The following is a 12,906-nucleotide window of genomic DNA, read 5'->3' on the forward strand; positions in this document are numbered from 1 at the left end:
ATCCATCGCAGGGGCTGTCGGCACATCAGCGCCCGCCAAGGAACCGCTGGAGGGCGCTGGAGGTCGTCTGTGCGATTTCGGCCTCGTCCTCCGGCCCGACGCCGAAGAACCGTCTGGCCGGGATGTCGCCCCATGGAATCGGCCCCCCGCGTCTGGTCCTTCCGAACTGGCCCTTCTTGGCCCCGAACTGATGCGTGGGGGCATAGGGCACGTTCGTGGTCACGCGGGCGAAGTCCGGACCGTGTTCGGCCTGGATGCTGCCCGCCAGGATGCCGCTCACTTGGAGGATCGGCGTGGAGCTGCCCCGGCGGTTCACCGTCACCGGCTTGAGCGGTGCCCAGGGCGCTCCCGTCACCGGGTCGCGCTGGCCCGCGAAGGCCCGCTCCGGGATGTCCGCCAGCACGCCCGCCAGGGGCCGGGTGACGGGCGTCATGTTCGCGCCCAGGGCGACGATGCGCATGAGCAGGGCGTCCACGGGGGAGGTGTTTACAAAGATTTCGATCATGGCTATTTCCTAACTGTCCCTGGTGGATGTGACACGGTAACATTCTCTCGGCCGTAGCACGGGCGGAAGCCCGGAGCGCCATGCGAGGTTTCCGCGCAAGCGGGTGAGGGGCCTCGCCATCCGCCAGGCAATCAGCGCTCGTCCCCTTGGGGGCGGGCGCTTTTGCGTTTCACCCGACGCACCACCCGGTCACGTTCCGCCTCGTCACGGCTCAGACGCCGCAGGCTCTGCACGTACATCTCGTCCCCCTCCACCGTGGCCTTCACCACCACGACAACCCCGCCCGGTTCGTCCAGCACGTAGAGCAGGCTGCGCGCCCCGTCCTTGAGCTTCTCCCCCTGGTCAACCGCGTCCTGGGCGGCCCGGTAGTCCGCCGGGCCAAGCTCCGGGTGGTTCCTGGTCTGCTTCCCGGCCGTGGCCTGGGAGAGCCGCCCCACCTGGCACTTGGCCCCGATGAGCGCCGCGTCCGCCTCGGGAACCACCACCAGGGGGAAGAAGGCCACCGGCCGTTCCAGCCAGTCGGGGAGCACCCGCTCTCCCATGTCCCGCACGATCTGGCGCGCGATCTCCGGTGGCGCGGCCTCGATGCGGCGCACCACGTCCTCCAGCTGCTGGCCCAGCCAGTTCGCGCCCGGGTTGGCCGAAAAGCCCACGTCCGTGAAGATGGTGTAGCCCGTCTCCGGGATCTTGTAGCCCGTGACCTTGCGGCGCGCCTCCTGACCCGTGGCCCGGTCCACCGTGGCCACCTCTTCCGTGACCATGTTGCCCACGCCGGATTCGGGCGTGACCTTCTCCGCCTCCATGCGCGAATCCGAGAGCGCCCGGACCCTGCACCGGCAGTTGAAGCCGTTGGGGGGGTAGTGGCTGGACCAGAACGGATCGTCGTAGCGGAAGGTGCGGCCGTTCAGAATCTTGTGGGCCGGGCGGGTCTTGCCGTCCAGGATGGCCACGTACTGCCACCAGGGCCGGGCGTCGGCGTTTTCGAGCATCTGCTTGTAGCGCCCGGCCATGAAGGCGGTCTGCATGTTCTGGCGGTAGATCAGGCGCAGGCGCGCCGGGCTGCCCAGCTGCACGCGGCGCTCCTCGCCGGTGCGCGGGTCCACCATGGGCTGCTTGCCCCACCAGCCCTTTTCGCAGAGCTTGGGCTCCAGGTGCTTGAGGAACCACGCCTCCGTCTTGCCCTCATTGAGGGCGGCCCGCGCGGCCTCCCGGATGTCCTGGAGCACGGCGAGCTGGGCCGCCTTGGCCACGGTGAAGCCCTGGGCGTGGGCGGCCTGGTCCATCTCCTTCCAGTCCCAGGTGATGCGGTGGCCCTTGGACTCGAAGTAGGCCACGGCGTCCTTGGGGGGCAGGCCCATGGCGAAGGAGAGGTTGACGGGCTGGGGCATCAGGCGTCGCCGGTTTCAGCCTGCGCGCTCAAGCGCCCCCACAGCTCCCCCACGAACAGCACCCGCGCGCACAGTTCTTCCAGGCCGCTCGTGTCCATCTTGGGGTACAGCTCCGCCAGCTTGCCCAGCAGGGCCTCCGGGGCCGTCCCGGCTTGGGCCTCCTCCAGGATCGGGGCCAGGAGGTCCCGGGCCAGGGCCGTGAGCACGGCGTCCGGGATGGTGGCCGCGTCCACGGCGTCCTGATCCGGGAAGAGCCCGGCGTCCACGTCCGCCTCGCCCTCTTCAGCGGAAAGCGCGGCCGTGGCCTCCGCCTTCCTGGGCTGCGGCGGCGCGGCGGGCTCCCCGGGTGCGGCCGTGGCCTGGCCCTTGCGCTTCAGCACCGGCTCGCCGTCCTCGGGCATGGGGATGCCCGCGCGCCGGTGCGCCCAGGCGGCCGGGATGTCCATCACGTCGGAGAGCATCGGCAGGGCCTTGGCCAGCTTCTCCAGGTCCTCGGGGCGGTTGGTGTCGAACTCGAACACCGGCATGAGCGCCCCGTCCGTGACGCCCGCGTTCAGCCAGGCCAGGGGCGCGCAGAGCTGGCGCGTGAGCGTGCTCGCGATCTGCCGGGCGTCGCTCCGCAGGATGTCCAGGCGCACCTCGTTGTGGATTTCGCCCAGGGCCTGGCTGCCCACGCCCTGGGTGTCCGTGGTCAGGGTGCTGCCCAGGATGGCCTTGCTCTGCCCCTTCTCGCAGATGTTGTGCATGGCCTCGAACGGCTTCTCACTGCCGCGTGCCGCGTCGTGGAATTCGATGAGCATGCCGTCCGGGATGGCCCCGGCCGCGTCGTGGCCGATGGCCTGGAGGGCGGTGAGCAGGGCCTTCTTCTCGTCGGCGCTGGCGGTGGCGGGATACTTGCCCAGCCTGAGCGGCAGGCCGTGGATTTCCAGGAACTCCGCGAAGTCGCCCCGGGCGTACTGCTTGAGGAGCCACGTCCACACGAGCACCCGGAAGAGCCCCTGGCGCGGCGACCAGCCGGACATGGAGGCGTGGCGGTGCACGATCCACCCGGCGGGCCACAGCTCCTGCCCATCGGGCGTCATGTCGCGCAGGCGCAGGGTCTGGAAGTCCGGGGCCAGCTGGAACATATTCTGCGGCCGGAAATGCAGGCCCACGGGCAGGCGCGTTGCGCCGTCCTGGCCCCATTCGATCTCCAGGCAGGCGAAGCCGTGGCCGATGGCGTCGGCCAGGTCCAGGATGGCGTCCTCGAAATCCGGGAGGGCCTCCAGCTGCTCGCGCACGCTGGCGGCCACCTCCTCCGCGCGCTTGTCGTTCGCGCGGCCGGGCCGGATGCTCCAGGGCACGGAGAGCAGCGCCCGGCGGCGCTTGGACAGCTCCGCGTGGATGTGCTCGTCGCGCTGTTCGATGGTGGCGAACAGCTCGTGCTGGCCCACGATGTCCCCGTGGTCGGCCGCGCGCAGGATGGTCTCCAGGCGGCGGGGTGTGACGCCGCCGGTGAGGCTGGCCAGGTACTGGCTGGCCAGCCCCACCACGGAGGCGTTGGGGGAGACCGTGCGCGTCTGCATCTCCTTCTGGCCCTTCAGGGCGCGGAACCCGGCCGCGAGGCGGTCAATCATCGTCGAGAGCATCCCAAATCCTCCGGATCAGCCCGCGCCCGCCGCTCTTGGGCACGGGGGTGAAAGCCATGGTGGTGAAGCCGCCCACGGCGACTTGCCAGAGCATTTCCAGGGCGTCGGGGCCATCGTCGTGGTCCGCTTTGGGGAAGTGCCGTAGTTGCTCGATCAGCGTGCGCTGGGTGGGGTGCAGGCGGATGCGCCCCTGCGCGAAATAGGGCTGCATGGCTTCGATGCGCAGGGTCTTGTCCGCGTGGGGCGTCACGGCCCGGGCCGGGATGGGCAGGCCCCGGGCGGCGGCGCGCGCGATCAGCTCCGTGCGCAGGAACTCCTGGAACTGGACGGACTCCACGGCCCAGAGCAGGCAGCGGAACTGCGCGTGCCAGGAAATCACGTCCTCAATGATGCGGTCCGGCAGGCGCTTGCGGATGTCCGCCACCACCACGTCCAGCACGGCGCGCTCCCGGGAATAGCCGCCCACGAGGATGGCTGAGGGGTCACGGCCCTGGCCGGACTTGCCCAGGGAGGGGTCCACCGCGCCGAAGAACTGCCAGTCGTTGGCGCGCTCCACCCAAAAGGTGATGCAGCCCGCGAAGGGCGCGCCTTCCCCGGCCACGGGGTCGTTTTGCTGCTCGGAGTCGAAAGCCGCATGGCCGTCGCGGGCGCGCTTGAGCATGAGTTTGTAGAGCGGCCGGGCGGACGGCCAGGAGACCACGGCCCCTTCCTCCATGGCGCTGGCGCGCTCCAGGTGGAAGGCGCGGGCGGCGTCCTCGCCATCCTGGAGGAGGATCTCCTCCCACTTGTCCCACAGGTCCAGGCGGTGGGGCCATTCGATGACGGCCCTAAACTTGCGCGAGCGCCAAAGCTTGTTGCCCAGCAGGCGAGAGAGCACGGAATCGTAGTGCAGCACCGTGCCGACAAGGATCACGTCCATGGCGTCGTCCGCGCCCGAGAGGTTGAGCACCGTGCGGGCCAGCCAGCTTTCCAGCTTGTCGCGCTGGTCAGGGCTGCGCACGTTCTCGTCGTTCTCCAGGTCATCGCAGATGACCAGGTCGGGCCGGTGCGGGCCGTGGCGCAGGCCGCGCATGCGCTTGCCGGAGCCGAACGCCTGGAGCTTCACCTCGCCCGCCGTGATGGCCACGCCAGCGTTCCAGAGCCGCCCCTGGCCGCAGGCCTCGGGGAAGTCCATGGCGAGGCGGGGGTTGGCCTCCAGCTCGGCCTTGAGGGGCTCCAGGAGCGTGGCGGCGGCCTGCTCGAAGGCGTCGGCGATGAGCGGGATGAATCGCTTACGCCCGGTGACGACGCACCAGAGCACGAAGATGAGGCTCACCACCGTGGACTTGGCCTCGCCGCGCGGGGCGGCCACGGCCAGGCGCTGGCCGTCCGGGTGGTCCACCAGGGCCGGAAGGGTTTCGTCCAGCCAGGTGTGCAGCACGGAGTCGCCGTGCCGGACGTAGTGCGGGAAGTAGGTGCGCCGGAAGAAGGCGAAGTCGCGCCAGGCGCGCTCCCGCCTGGCGGCGGAGGCGGCCGGATCGGGCGAGAAGCCCTCGCACTCTGCTTCGATGGTCCGGCGCAGCCCCTCGGAGAGGCGCGCCAGCTCAAGGAGGAAGTCCTTGCGCTTGAGCTTCATGGCTTACCCATACGCCCGCGCGATCTCCGCGCCGAAGGGCTCCAGCACTTCCACGAAGGCCGGGCCGTGCTGGGGGAAGCGGGCGCGGATGAAGTCCGAGAGTTTGTTGAGCACCGCCAGGGCCGTGGCCAGCTCGCTCGTCTCCGGCAGCACGCGCTTGCTGGCCGCCACGGTCTTGTTGAAGCTGTCCGCCAGGCTGGCAAGCATGGACACCTTGTCCTTGGCTTCGATGGTCTGGTCGGTGCTGATGGCGTCCATGATGGCCTTGTGCGCGACCACGTAGTCCGCCAGCATCTGGCGGGCCACGCTCTCCACGCCGTCACCGGCCAGCAGGCAGGCGGCGCGGAGCTTGTCCCAATCGTCGCCCAGCTCCTTGCAGCGGCGCTTCCAGCGCGCGGCCGTGGAGAGCGGCACACTGGCCTTCAAGGCGGCGATCTCCAGGGGCAGACGCTCGTGAATGAAGGCGGCGCGCACCGCCTCGCGCTTCTCGCGGGCGTGGGCCACGGGTTACCACCCCAAGAACTTGGCCTTGATGTAGAGCACCGCCGTGGTGACAACGCCCCCCACCAGCCCGCCGGAGATGCCACCGGCCACGGCCCCGGCCGTCATGGCCCGGCGCTCCATGCCGTCCAGGCGCACGTCCAGGGTGTCCAGCTTGTCTTCAATGCGCGCGAGCGCCTGCATTTCCGGCGTGTCCGGTTTGTGTACGTCCTTCACGGCTTCCCCCGTTCGACCAGCCGGTCGAGCTTGTCTTCGATGCTTTTCAGGCGGTCGAGCACGGCGTCGGTCTGCCGATGGCAGTCCTCGCGGCGCAGGAAGGTGTCCGCCGCCTTCTGGGCCTGTTCGGCCTGTGCCTTTTCCAGCGCGGCGCAACGGTCCTGGAGCGCGCGCACGGTGTCCACCTGGTGCTTGAGGATGAAGGCCCCGAGAGTCCCGGCCAGGGACAGCACGGCGGAGAGGATCAGGGCCGCCAGGGCGGCGGTGTCCATCTACCGGCCCCCCGCCGCGAACGCGGAGAGCGCCCGGGCCTGCGCCTGTACGGACCGGGACCAGGCCCCGTAGTCGCGGGCGTGGGCCAGGAGGTCCTCGGGAGATACAGGCGGCGTCACGGCTCTTCCCGGAAGTACCCCGGGGCCAGGGGCGGGGGCGGCTCCGGGATCGTGGCCAGCTCCGGCGGAAGCGGGGCCTTCGGGCAGAGCACCGCCGCCGTAACCGAGGGCTTCGTTGTACAGGCGCACGAAATCAGGGCCAAACAGGCAGCCAGGAGCAGAGCGCGCGGCATCCTTGATCCTCCGGGTGATGACTTTGGTCTGGACGACGATCCGTCCCTTCTCCTCCTGGAGCCGCACGGCCAGGGCGTTGGCCCGGCCGGTCTCCTCCTCCAGACGCTCGCGGGCCTTTTTCTCGGCTTCGGCGTAGGCGGAGGCGTATTCGGCCTTGAGCGCGGCCACCTCGGCCAGGCGCTCGGCGTCGGCCCGGGAATACCCGGCCCAATACCCGCCGCCGAACACGGTCAGCACCAGGAGCAGGGCCATGAGGGGATTGGCGATGAGGGCGGTCATGACGCGCCCCCGCAGACGCCGCGCCCCCACCCGGCCCGCTCGTAGAGAGGCTCCAGGGTGAGCAGGATGCGGCGGGGATAGCCCCGGTTCTCCTTGAAGGCGGCGGGCGAGCGCCCGGCGTTAAACCGCTCCAGGGACTCGAACCAGGCTAACGGGTCCGCGCCGTTCGCCCGGGCCACGGCCTTGTCCCGGGCAATCCAGCCCAGGCCGCCGTTGTAGGCGGAGAGGGTCATGGCCATGCGCTCGCAGGGCGCGCGGGCCTCCACCCGATCCCAGAGCCAGCGGTCGTAGGCGGCCAGCGCCCGGAGCGCCCAGCCGGGGTTGAAGGGCTGGGCCTGCGCCAGCTCCGGGTCCACGTTGCCCATCCACCGGGCTGTGGCAGGCATGAACTGCGTGAGCCCGGCCGCGCCCACGGGCGAGACGGCGTCCGCCCGCCAGCGGCTCTCCTGGTGCACCTGGGCGGCCATGGTGGCCACCGGAGCCTCCAGGCCCCAATGCACGCGGGCGCACCGGGTGAGGTCCGCCCGGTAGCGCACGGCCTGGGCGGGGATGGTTTCGGCGCGGGCGAAGGAGGCCAGGAACCAGAGCATCACCAGGACGCCCAGGATGAATCCCGCCCCGGCCATGAAGGACTGCCAGAAGATGTCCCCTGCCCGCTGGAGGTTGCCCCCCACGGTTCGCAGCCAGGCGCGCACGGCTAGAGCCCCAGCCCCACGGCCAGCATGCAGAAGCCGACGATGAGCGCCCGGCGGACCAGGGCGGCGGCGAAGACCTGCTCGTAGCCCGGCGCGACGGCGTGGTCCGGCTTCAGGGGCTTGAAGCCCTGCTCCAGCTGCCAGTTGCGCAGCAGGTAGCCGTCCGGCCGCGCGTAGGGGAAGAGCCACACGTCGAGCCAGTAGCCGAGGTAGCCCGCCAGGAGCACCAGGGCCAGCTTGTAGAGCGCCACGGGCAGCTGCACCGGCGAGACGACGGCCACCACGCCCAGGCAGACGACGGCAGCCACGCCGCAGAGCAGCATGCGGAAGGGGCTGGCGCTGTAGCGGTCGCCCCAGGTGTTGATGGCGCTCCGGTAGCGCCAGACGAGCATGGCCAGGATGGCCGCGACGATCAGGACCAGCAGGAAGGTGATGGGATCGAACATGCCGCCTCCAAATTGGTGGGTTTGGGGCGGAAAAGGGCCGCCCCCCGTCGCCGCCTGAATAGGCGGCTCCGGGGGGCGGTGATAGGTGAAGGGGTTCAGTGGATGCTTACAAGGTACCCTTCGGAGAAGACCTGCCCATCAGTTACCTACGGTAAATCCGGCAGGACCTTGGTATAGTTGTTCCCGGCCGTTGTTATCGGCTGGTTGGATGCCTTTTTGAATGAATGTTGTCTGCTATCTCATCAATTTTTGTGGCAGCAAATTTACTACATAGCAAGCCAGCTAGTGAACCAAGCATTGTCATCCCGGGAAGATTAGGTAGCACTATATACGCAAGTAAGCCAACCGCTACAGCCCCACTTAAACTTGTGGCAACTGTGCTAGTCAGTTTGGCAATCAGGCGGTTGTTGTTTGCCTGTTTACTATGGATACCTACCTGGTCTGTTATCATGCCAAGAATATTCTTGATATTATCCGGCTCAGAAAGCTCCGGATGTTTATTGGTCAAAACGCTTATTTCCCTCATCAATTCATTTTTATATTGATCAACACAAGACGGCATACTTTTTTTGCGGCTGTTCTTTCTACTCATTTGCGCCTCGTGTTGCTGCTGCTGTTGATACTGTTTCAGGCGCACCTTGCTTTTCACTGGACGCTTGTTTGTGTATATCCACTTCTTTCAACTTAACATTGTATCCTGCATAAAGTATTACAATGACGAGGGTCACGGCAAAAACATGAAGAGACGCGGGCGGATTATAAGCTGTATTTGTCCCCTTATATGTCATCGCGGCCAATAGCAACAAGAGACAAGCAACCCCTGCGAGTATGCACAATGCCGGGAAAAAATAATCATCTTGAGCTGGAAAACTCGCCAGTGCCAACTGTGCAGCAATGATCATAGCACCATAAAGCCAGCCGAGTGGATCTAGGGCCACAATCCATTTGTGATTGAATGATGCTTTATTGTCGCTGGCGGCATATCGAAAAACTCCCCAACAAGTGTAAAGAAATCCTGCGCCCATGAGTGGGACCAGGCCTTGAAACAATAGCCACTTGACGCATGGATCACCCATTAAATTCTCCAGACAGAAATGGCCATGAACCAAAATACTCTGCAGGCACCAGCGCAAAGACACAGCCTCAAAACACATTAATTCATCATCTAGAAATATTTCCTCAAAGTAATCGGCATTGCGCTGCAGGCTGCGTTACGGTTTTAAGAATATCCCAGACCCGCCTGTCGGTGAGCTTATACTTCCTTGCTAGCTCGTTGACAACCCCTGTGGTTGACCGTCCTGCCCGGATGGCCCGGGTGGCCTCCTCGTTGATGGCCGCGTCGCGGGCCGCCTGGATGCGCCGCGCGCCACGGGGGATGTACAGGTCGTTGCCGCCGTAGTGGTAGACCAGGAGGTCCGCCGCCTCCGTGCCCACCACCTCCACCAACTGGCGATAGCGCAGCTCGCCCTGGGCGCTCTCCCGCTTGGGGACCGGGAACGTGGTCCCGCCCAGGCGGCGCACCAGCACGTCCGCGACGGCAGCCCCCAGCAGGGGGATCACGTCCGTGGCGAAGGTGGAGCGGGTGGGGGGGGGCATGCCTACGGCCTCCTTCCGTGCCTTTTCGCGTCCTTGCTCAGTGCCGTGATGATGCCCTGCAACTCCTTGGGCGCGCAGAAGTCCAGCTTGTCGCGCTTGTACATGCGCCGGGCGATGCCCTCGGCGTACTCCTCTTTGCGGCCCGCTTCGGTGAGCAGGGCGGTGATCTTGCCCATGAGCGCCGCCTTGCCCTTGGCGGGCTTGGCTTTGCCCTGGGTCGGGCCTGCTGTCTGGGTGGGGTTCCAGCCCTTGCGGCGGAACTCGGCCACCACGCGCACCAGCTCCGGCAGGGAGCAGTCCCGGGCGCTTTCGTGGCCCGTCACCCGCTTCAGCACGGCCCGGTAGGTGTCTTCGTCCAGGGCCAAGTCCTTCTTGGCGATGTGCACCTTGGCCAGCAGGCTCCCGCGTGTCTCGTGTTTCCTCATGGCAACTCCTCGATGTCGTCTGCCAGGGTCCTCAAATCCGCCGCGAAGCGCTTGCGCGCACCGGGCTCGGTCCACTCCAGAAACAGCCGGTCGATGGCCGGTTTCAAATACTCCAGCATCACCTGCACGTAGGCCTCTTCGGGGCTGGCCACGGTGCGGTAGGGCATGCTCACGCGCCGGACCTCGCGGCGTGGGCGGCCTGGATGCGCTCGTGTTCGGCGTTGAGGGCCGCGCAAATCAGCTCCTCCACGCGAGCCGGGCCGCCCGGGCGCTCCGGGTCCGGCAGGAGGAGGCAGACGGCGCGGTCGCGGCGGTGGGTGTCCACCACGGCCCGCGCGCCGCCGTGGGCGCGGCCGGGCTTGAACCTACCTCCGGCCATGCTCCGGCTCTCCATGCTCCGGCCCCTGGGCCGTCTTCGTCTCGTGCCGGGCCTCCCAGGCGTCCAGCCGGGCGCAGTGGTCGGCGCAGTAGGGGCCGTGCACCCGGCAGGCGAGACAGGGGAAAGCGTCCGGCACGATCACGCGCTCGGTGTAGGCAAGGGCGATCACGGCGCGGGCCTCGGCACGAGATGGGCAGGCATGATGTCTCCTCCTGGCTGCTCGTCAGGCCGTGGCCACCACGCCACGGCGACCGCCCGCGCGGGGCGGTTTCGCAGTCACATCGCCGCCAAATCCAGGGCGATGGCTTCGTATTTGCCGTCCTCGCGGCGCTCGTAGACGCGCAGGTACGTCTTGGAACCGGCCACGCGCAGGCTGTCCGAGACGGCCTGCATGGCCTCCTTCCAGCGGGGATCGTCGATGTTCAGGCGGCGCAGGCCCAGGACGCGGCCGGTGTTGATGCGGCCCTCCTTGTCCACCTGGAAGGCGTCGGCGATCAGGGCGCGGATTTCGTCGCGGCTGCCCTCGCTCCACTCCGTGATGCATTCGTCGATCAGGGACTTGGCGGCCTGGAGGCGTTCGTCGAAGACGAGGTTCTCGCTCACTTGGCGCTGCACCTTGTAGCGGCCGTCGTAGGAGACGAGCGTCAGGTTGCCCTTGTCGCCTCCCAGCTTGGCCCCGTACTTCTCACCCGAGAGCTGGACGAAGGCGGCCACGTCGCCCATGGCGTCGTCCCGGAAACGGGCCATGGCCTGGCGCAGCTCCTGGGCCTTGCCCACGATCTCCAGCACCAGCTCGTGGCGGGCCTTGTCCACGTCCTTGACCATGCCCACGGGCACGAAGCGGCCCTGGGAGTCCTGCATGAAGGCGGCGGGATCGAACGTCATTGGAGAACCTCCTCGGGATTGCGCGCGGCCAGGGCCTTGGCTTCGTCGTCCAGGCGGTTGAAGCAGGCCTCCAGCTCGCGCCGGTAGGGTTTAGGGGTCGCGGCCATGAGCGCCACCAGCATGAGTTGGATGGCACGGAGCCTGAGCAGGGTGGTCATGATGTCGCCTCGCCGGTTCGGGGTTTGTGGGGGCAGCCCTGGCAGGAGCGCCACAGGCGCAGGGCCGCCGGGCTGGACGTGGGCATCTGACCGGAGGCGTCCGCGCATCGGGCCGGTGTCACGGCGAGCCCCAGGTGCTGGCACTCCACCGTGCCCAGCACCTCCAGGACGCGGGCGGCCAGCTTGTCCGTGTTTCCGGGGTACTTCCCGGCCAGGGCCAGGCTGACGGACGGGCGGGCGTAGCCGATCCGCCGGGCCGCAGCCGCGATGGAGGTTCGGGCGGCCTCCTCGGTGAGCAGAGCGAGCCAGTCACGCGGCATGACGGGCCTCCCGCTTCCTGGGGATGGTGAACGCCTCGCCGGTGTTGTGGTCGCGCAAGACTCGGGTCGCTTTGTTCCAGGCTGGGGGCTCGACTCCGGCGCGCTCCCGCTTCAAGCGCCAGCGTGGCTTGCCGGTGCGGCCAGACCGCAGGGACGCGAGGTATCCGGCCGCTTCCAGTGCATGGACGTAGCTCGTCAGGTTGCGCTCCGCGTCGCCCTCCTCCCCGTCGCAGAGCATGGTCAGGAGGTCATCCACGCCGAACCCTTCGAGCATCTGCATGACGCGCCAGGCCTTGGCGCGCAGGTTGTTCCGGGAGCGGGAGGCGGCGCTGCCGCCGCATGGTCCCGAGGTGATCTCACGCCCGGTGCTCAAGGCCTGTCGGCCCGCAGCCGTCAACTCGTGGACGCCTTCGACGCTGAGGATAAGGCCGCGCCTGCTGAGGCTGCCCAAGCAACCCGTCACATCGCGGGACGCTTTGCCCAGCACGGCGGCGATCTGCCGCGTGAGGAGTGGCCCGTCCGCCAGGGCCTGGAGGATGGTGAGCCCGTTCCAGGCCATCACCGACCCCGCGTCGCCTTGACGGCCTTGGCCGTCCTAGTCTGCCAGTCATAGGACAGGGCGGCCCCTTCCAGGTCCGACACGTCCAGGGTGCTCTGGCCGTTGATGGCCGCGATGCGCTCCACGGCGGCGATCACGTTGAGCACCTCGCGCATGCGCCCGCCGGAAATGCGGTGCACCTCGGCGACCAGGGCCGGGGTCATGCCCACCTCGGCGAGCTGGCGGCAGGCCTGCTCCACGTCGGCAAGAGTGGAGGGCACGAACTCCACCACCTGGGCGATCCGGCTCGAAAGCTGCTTGTGGCGGGCAATGGACTGCTGGATGCGCTCCATGCCGATGAGCACCACCGTCACCTCGGCCCGGTCGGAGAGGTCGCGGACCTTTTCCAGGGCGGCGGCGTTCTGATGCAGGCTGAACTCGGCTTCATCAATCACGATGGGGGTCTGCGTCTCCACCACGCGCTCAAGGAGGCGGGAGAAGAGCTGCTGAGCGGTGCCGGTGGGGTCCACCCGCAAGGCCCTGGCCAGCTCCACGAGGAAGTATTTCGGGGTCCAGTCCACGTTGGCCCGAAGGAAGACGGCGCTTGCCTCTGCGGCCCAATGTCCCACGATGTGGCTCTTGCCGAAGCCCGGCGCGCCGTGGACAAGCATCATGCCTGCCTCGGCCGCGCCGCGCTGCTCCACGGCCTGGATGCCTGCCACGAAACGGCTGTAATTCTCGGTCTTCACGAACTGCTTGCGCATTC

Annotated in this window: 22 protein-coding genes and 1 other RNA gene; all 23 read right to left on the minus strand. The window is 67.8% G+C overall.

Going from position 1 to position 12,906, the window contains the following annotated elements; genetic code table 11:
• Positions 1–25: 25 nt before the first annotated feature.
• Complete coding sequence (locus NNJEOMEG_RS11365; protein ID WP_173084507.1) at positions 26–505, minus strand: phage virion morphogenesis protein; 480 nt, start codon at positions 503–505, stop codon at positions 26–28.
• Between the two features lie 131 nt (positions 506–636).
• The gene (locus NNJEOMEG_RS11370; RefSeq protein WP_173084509.1) at positions 637–1,893 is read right to left on the minus strand and encodes a phage head morphogenesis protein; all 1,257 of its coding nucleotides are present in this window, start codon (positions 1,891–1,893) and stop codon (positions 637–639) included.
• Positions 1,893–3,521: a DUF935 domain-containing protein gene (locus NNJEOMEG_RS11375; protein WP_173084512.1), complete on the minus strand. Its 1,629-nt coding sequence runs from the start codon at positions 3,519–3,521 to the stop codon at positions 1,893–1,895. Before NNJEOMEG_RS11375 ends, NNJEOMEG_RS11370 begins: the two co-directional genes overlap by 1 nt.
• Positions 3,502–5,136 carry a phage terminase large subunit gene (terL, locus tag NNJEOMEG_RS11380; RefSeq protein ID WP_173084514.1) on the minus strand — a complete coding sequence of 545 codons (1,635 nt, stop codon included), beginning with the start codon at positions 5,134–5,136 and terminating at the stop codon, positions 3,502–3,504. The genes NNJEOMEG_RS11375 and terL overlap by 20 nt, the downstream gene beginning before the upstream one ends.
• 3 nt (positions 5,137–5,139) lie before the next feature.
• Positions 5,140–5,640 carry a DUF1804 family protein gene (locus NNJEOMEG_RS11385; protein ID WP_173084516.1) on the minus strand — a complete coding sequence of 167 codons (501 nt, stop codon included), beginning with the start codon at positions 5,638–5,640 and terminating at the stop codon, positions 5,140–5,142.
• A gap of 3 nt (positions 5,641–5,643) precedes the next feature.
• Entirely contained in the window at positions 5,644–5,853 is a 210-nt protein-coding gene (locus NNJEOMEG_RS11390) for a hypothetical protein (protein WP_173084451.1), read from the minus strand.
• Positions 5,850–6,125 (minus strand): hypothetical protein, encoded by a 276-nt coding sequence (locus NNJEOMEG_RS11395; protein ID WP_173084518.1) that lies wholly within the window; start codon positions 6,123–6,125, stop codon positions 5,850–5,852. The genes NNJEOMEG_RS11390 and NNJEOMEG_RS11395 overlap by 4 nt, the downstream gene beginning before the upstream one ends.
• Complete coding sequence (locus NNJEOMEG_RS11400) at positions 6,126–6,698, minus strand: hypothetical protein (protein WP_173084520.1); 573 nt, start codon at positions 6,696–6,698, stop codon at positions 6,126–6,128.
• Positions 6,695–7,324, minus strand: coding sequence for a transglycosylase SLT domain-containing protein (locus NNJEOMEG_RS11405; RefSeq protein ID WP_173084810.1), 630 nt, complete (start codon positions 7,322–7,324; stop codon positions 6,695–6,697). Before NNJEOMEG_RS11405 ends, NNJEOMEG_RS11400 begins: the two co-directional genes overlap by 4 nt.
• A 71-nt stretch (positions 7,325–7,395) precedes the next feature.
• Complete coding sequence (locus NNJEOMEG_RS11410; RefSeq protein ID WP_235956936.1) at positions 7,396–7,839, minus strand: putative holin; 444 nt, start codon at positions 7,837–7,839, stop codon at positions 7,396–7,398.
• Between the two features lie 193 nt (positions 7,840–8,032).
• Positions 8,033–8,431: a hypothetical protein gene (locus NNJEOMEG_RS11415; protein ID WP_173084522.1), complete on the minus strand. Its 399-nt coding sequence runs from the start codon at positions 8,429–8,431 to the stop codon at positions 8,033–8,035.
• On the minus strand, positions 8,424–8,864 hold the full coding sequence (locus NNJEOMEG_RS11420) for a hypothetical protein (RefSeq protein WP_173084524.1): 441 nt from the start codon (positions 8,862–8,864) through the stop codon (positions 8,424–8,426). Before NNJEOMEG_RS11420 ends, NNJEOMEG_RS11415 begins: the two co-directional genes overlap by 8 nt.
• Before the next feature lie 154 nt (positions 8,865–9,018).
• On the minus strand, positions 9,019–9,435 hold the full coding sequence (locus NNJEOMEG_RS11425) for a Mor transcription activator family protein (RefSeq protein WP_173084526.1): 417 nt from the start codon (positions 9,433–9,435) through the stop codon (positions 9,019–9,021).
• A 2-nt stretch (positions 9,436–9,437) separates the two neighbouring features.
• Positions 9,438–9,860, minus strand: a complete 423-nt coding sequence (locus tag NNJEOMEG_RS11430; protein WP_173084528.1) for a gp16 family protein — start codon at positions 9,858–9,860, stop codon at positions 9,438–9,440.
• Positions 9,857–10,033: a hypothetical protein gene (locus tag NNJEOMEG_RS11435; RefSeq protein ID WP_173084530.1), complete on the minus strand. Its 177-nt coding sequence runs from the start codon at positions 10,031–10,033 to the stop codon at positions 9,857–9,859. The genes NNJEOMEG_RS11430 and NNJEOMEG_RS11435 overlap by 4 nt, the downstream gene beginning before the upstream one ends.
• The gene (locus NNJEOMEG_RS11440) at positions 10,030–10,239 is read right to left on the minus strand and encodes a hypothetical protein (protein WP_173084532.1); all 210 of its coding nucleotides are present in this window, start codon (positions 10,237–10,239) and stop codon (positions 10,030–10,032) included. Before NNJEOMEG_RS11440 ends, NNJEOMEG_RS11435 begins: the two co-directional genes overlap by 4 nt.
• A complete protein-coding gene (locus NNJEOMEG_RS11445) occupies positions 10,226–10,408 on the minus strand; it encodes a hypothetical protein (RefSeq protein WP_173084534.1) in 183 nt (60 codons plus the stop codon). Before NNJEOMEG_RS11445 ends, NNJEOMEG_RS11440 begins: the two co-directional genes overlap by 14 nt.
• Positions 10,409–10,449: 41 nt before the next feature.
• Positions 10,450–10,515, minus strand: an RNA gene (locus NNJEOMEG_RS11450) — hammerhead ribozyme type II.
• The gene (locus NNJEOMEG_RS11455; RefSeq protein WP_173084536.1) at positions 10,516–11,124 is read right to left on the minus strand and encodes a DUF3164 family protein; all 609 of its coding nucleotides are present in this window, start codon (positions 11,122–11,124) and stop codon (positions 10,516–10,518) included.
• Complete coding sequence (locus tag NNJEOMEG_RS11460; protein WP_173084538.1) at positions 11,121–11,282, minus strand: hypothetical protein; 162 nt, start codon at positions 11,280–11,282, stop codon at positions 11,121–11,123. The genes NNJEOMEG_RS11455 and NNJEOMEG_RS11460 overlap by 4 nt, the downstream gene beginning before the upstream one ends.
• Positions 11,279–11,602, minus strand: coding sequence for a LacI family transcriptional regulator (locus tag NNJEOMEG_RS11465; RefSeq protein ID WP_173084540.1), 324 nt, complete (start codon positions 11,600–11,602; stop codon positions 11,279–11,281). Before NNJEOMEG_RS11465 ends, NNJEOMEG_RS11460 begins: the two co-directional genes overlap by 4 nt.
• Positions 11,592–12,161, minus strand: a complete 570-nt coding sequence (locus NNJEOMEG_RS11470; RefSeq protein WP_173084814.1) for a winged helix-turn-helix domain-containing protein — start codon at positions 12,159–12,161, stop codon at positions 11,592–11,594. The genes NNJEOMEG_RS11465 and NNJEOMEG_RS11470 overlap by 11 nt, the downstream gene beginning before the upstream one ends.
• Entirely contained in the window at positions 12,161–12,904 is a 744-nt protein-coding gene (locus tag NNJEOMEG_RS11475; RefSeq protein WP_173084542.1) for an AAA family ATPase, read from the minus strand. The genes NNJEOMEG_RS11470 and NNJEOMEG_RS11475 overlap by 1 nt, the downstream gene beginning before the upstream one ends.
• Positions 12,905–12,906: the final 2 nt, after the last annotated feature.

Origin of the sequence: Fundidesulfovibrio magnetotacticus, assembly GCF_013019105.1 — a bacterium.
GTDB classification, from domain to species: domain Bacteria; phylum Desulfobacterota; class Desulfovibrionia; order Desulfovibrionales; family Desulfovibrionaceae; genus Fundidesulfovibrio; species Fundidesulfovibrio magnetotacticus.

What these genes read in the sequence shown, in the direction of transcription:
- NNJEOMEG_RS11365 (WP_173084507.1), bottom strand. Translation starts at nt 505, where the DNA reads ATGATCGAAATCTTTGTAAACACCTCCCCCGTGGACGCCCTGCTCATG.
- NNJEOMEG_RS11475 (WP_173084542.1), bottom strand. Translation starts at nt 12,904, where the DNA reads ATGCGCAAGCAGTTCGTGAAGACCGAGAATTACAGCCGTTTCGTGGCA.
- NNJEOMEG_RS11420 (WP_173084524.1), bottom strand. Translation starts at nt 8,864, where the DNA reads ATGGGCGCAGGATTTCTTTACACTTGTTGGGGAGTTTTTCGATATGCC.
- NNJEOMEG_RS11395 (WP_173084518.1), bottom strand. Translation starts at nt 6,125, where the DNA reads ATGGACACCGCCGCCCTGGCGGCCCTGATCCTCTCCGCCGTGCTGTCC.
- NNJEOMEG_RS11460 (WP_173084538.1), bottom strand. Translation starts at nt 11,282, where the DNA reads ATGACCACCCTGCTCAGGCTCCGTGCCATCCAACTCATGCTGGTGGCG.
- NNJEOMEG_RS11440 (WP_173084532.1), bottom strand. Translation starts at nt 10,239, where the DNA reads ATGGCCGGAGGTAGGTTCAAGCCCGGCCGCGCCCACGGCGGCGCGCGG.
- NNJEOMEG_RS11415 (WP_173084522.1), bottom strand. Translation starts at nt 8,431, where the DNA reads ATGAGTAGAAAGAACAGCCGCAAAAAAAGTATGCCGTCTTGTGTTGAT.
- NNJEOMEG_RS11410 (WP_235956936.1), bottom strand. Translation starts at nt 7,839, where the DNA reads ATGTTCGATCCCATCACCTTCCTGCTGGTCCTGATCGTCGCGGCCATC.
- NNJEOMEG_RS11470 (WP_173084814.1), bottom strand. Translation starts at nt 12,161, where the DNA reads ATGGCCTGGAACGGGCTCACCATCCTCCAGGCCCTGGCGGACGGGCCA.
- NNJEOMEG_RS11400 (WP_173084520.1), bottom strand. Translation starts at nt 6,698, where the DNA reads ATGACCGCCCTCATCGCCAATCCCCTCATGGCCCTGCTCCTGGTGCTG.
- NNJEOMEG_RS11465 (WP_173084540.1), bottom strand. Translation starts at nt 11,602, where the DNA reads ATGCCGCGTGACTGGCTCGCTCTGCTCACCGAGGAGGCCGCCCGAACC.
- NNJEOMEG_RS11375 (WP_173084512.1), bottom strand. Translation starts at nt 3,521, where the DNA reads ATGCTCTCGACGATGATTGACCGCCTCGCGGCCGGGTTCCGCGCCCTG.
- NNJEOMEG_RS11370 (WP_173084509.1), bottom strand. Translation starts at nt 1,893, where the DNA reads ATGCCCCAGCCCGTCAACCTCTCCTTCGCCATGGGCCTGCCCCCCAAG.
- NNJEOMEG_RS11430 (WP_173084528.1), bottom strand. Translation starts at nt 9,860, where the DNA reads ATGAGGAAACACGAGACACGCGGGAGCCTGCTGGCCAAGGTGCACATC.
- NNJEOMEG_RS11425 (WP_173084526.1), bottom strand. Translation starts at nt 9,435, where the DNA reads ATGCCCCCCCCCACCCGCTCCACCTTCGCCACGGACGTGATCCCCCTG.
- terL (WP_173084514.1), bottom strand. Translation starts at nt 5,136, where the DNA reads ATGAAGCTCAAGCGCAAGGACTTCCTCCTTGAGCTGGCGCGCCTCTCC.
- NNJEOMEG_RS11455 (WP_173084536.1), bottom strand. Translation starts at nt 11,124, where the DNA reads ATGACGTTCGATCCCGCCGCCTTCATGCAGGACTCCCAGGGCCGCTTC.
- NNJEOMEG_RS11405 (WP_173084810.1), bottom strand. Translation starts at nt 7,324, where the DNA reads ATGGCCGGGGCGGGATTCATCCTGGGCGTCCTGGTGATGCTCTGGTTC.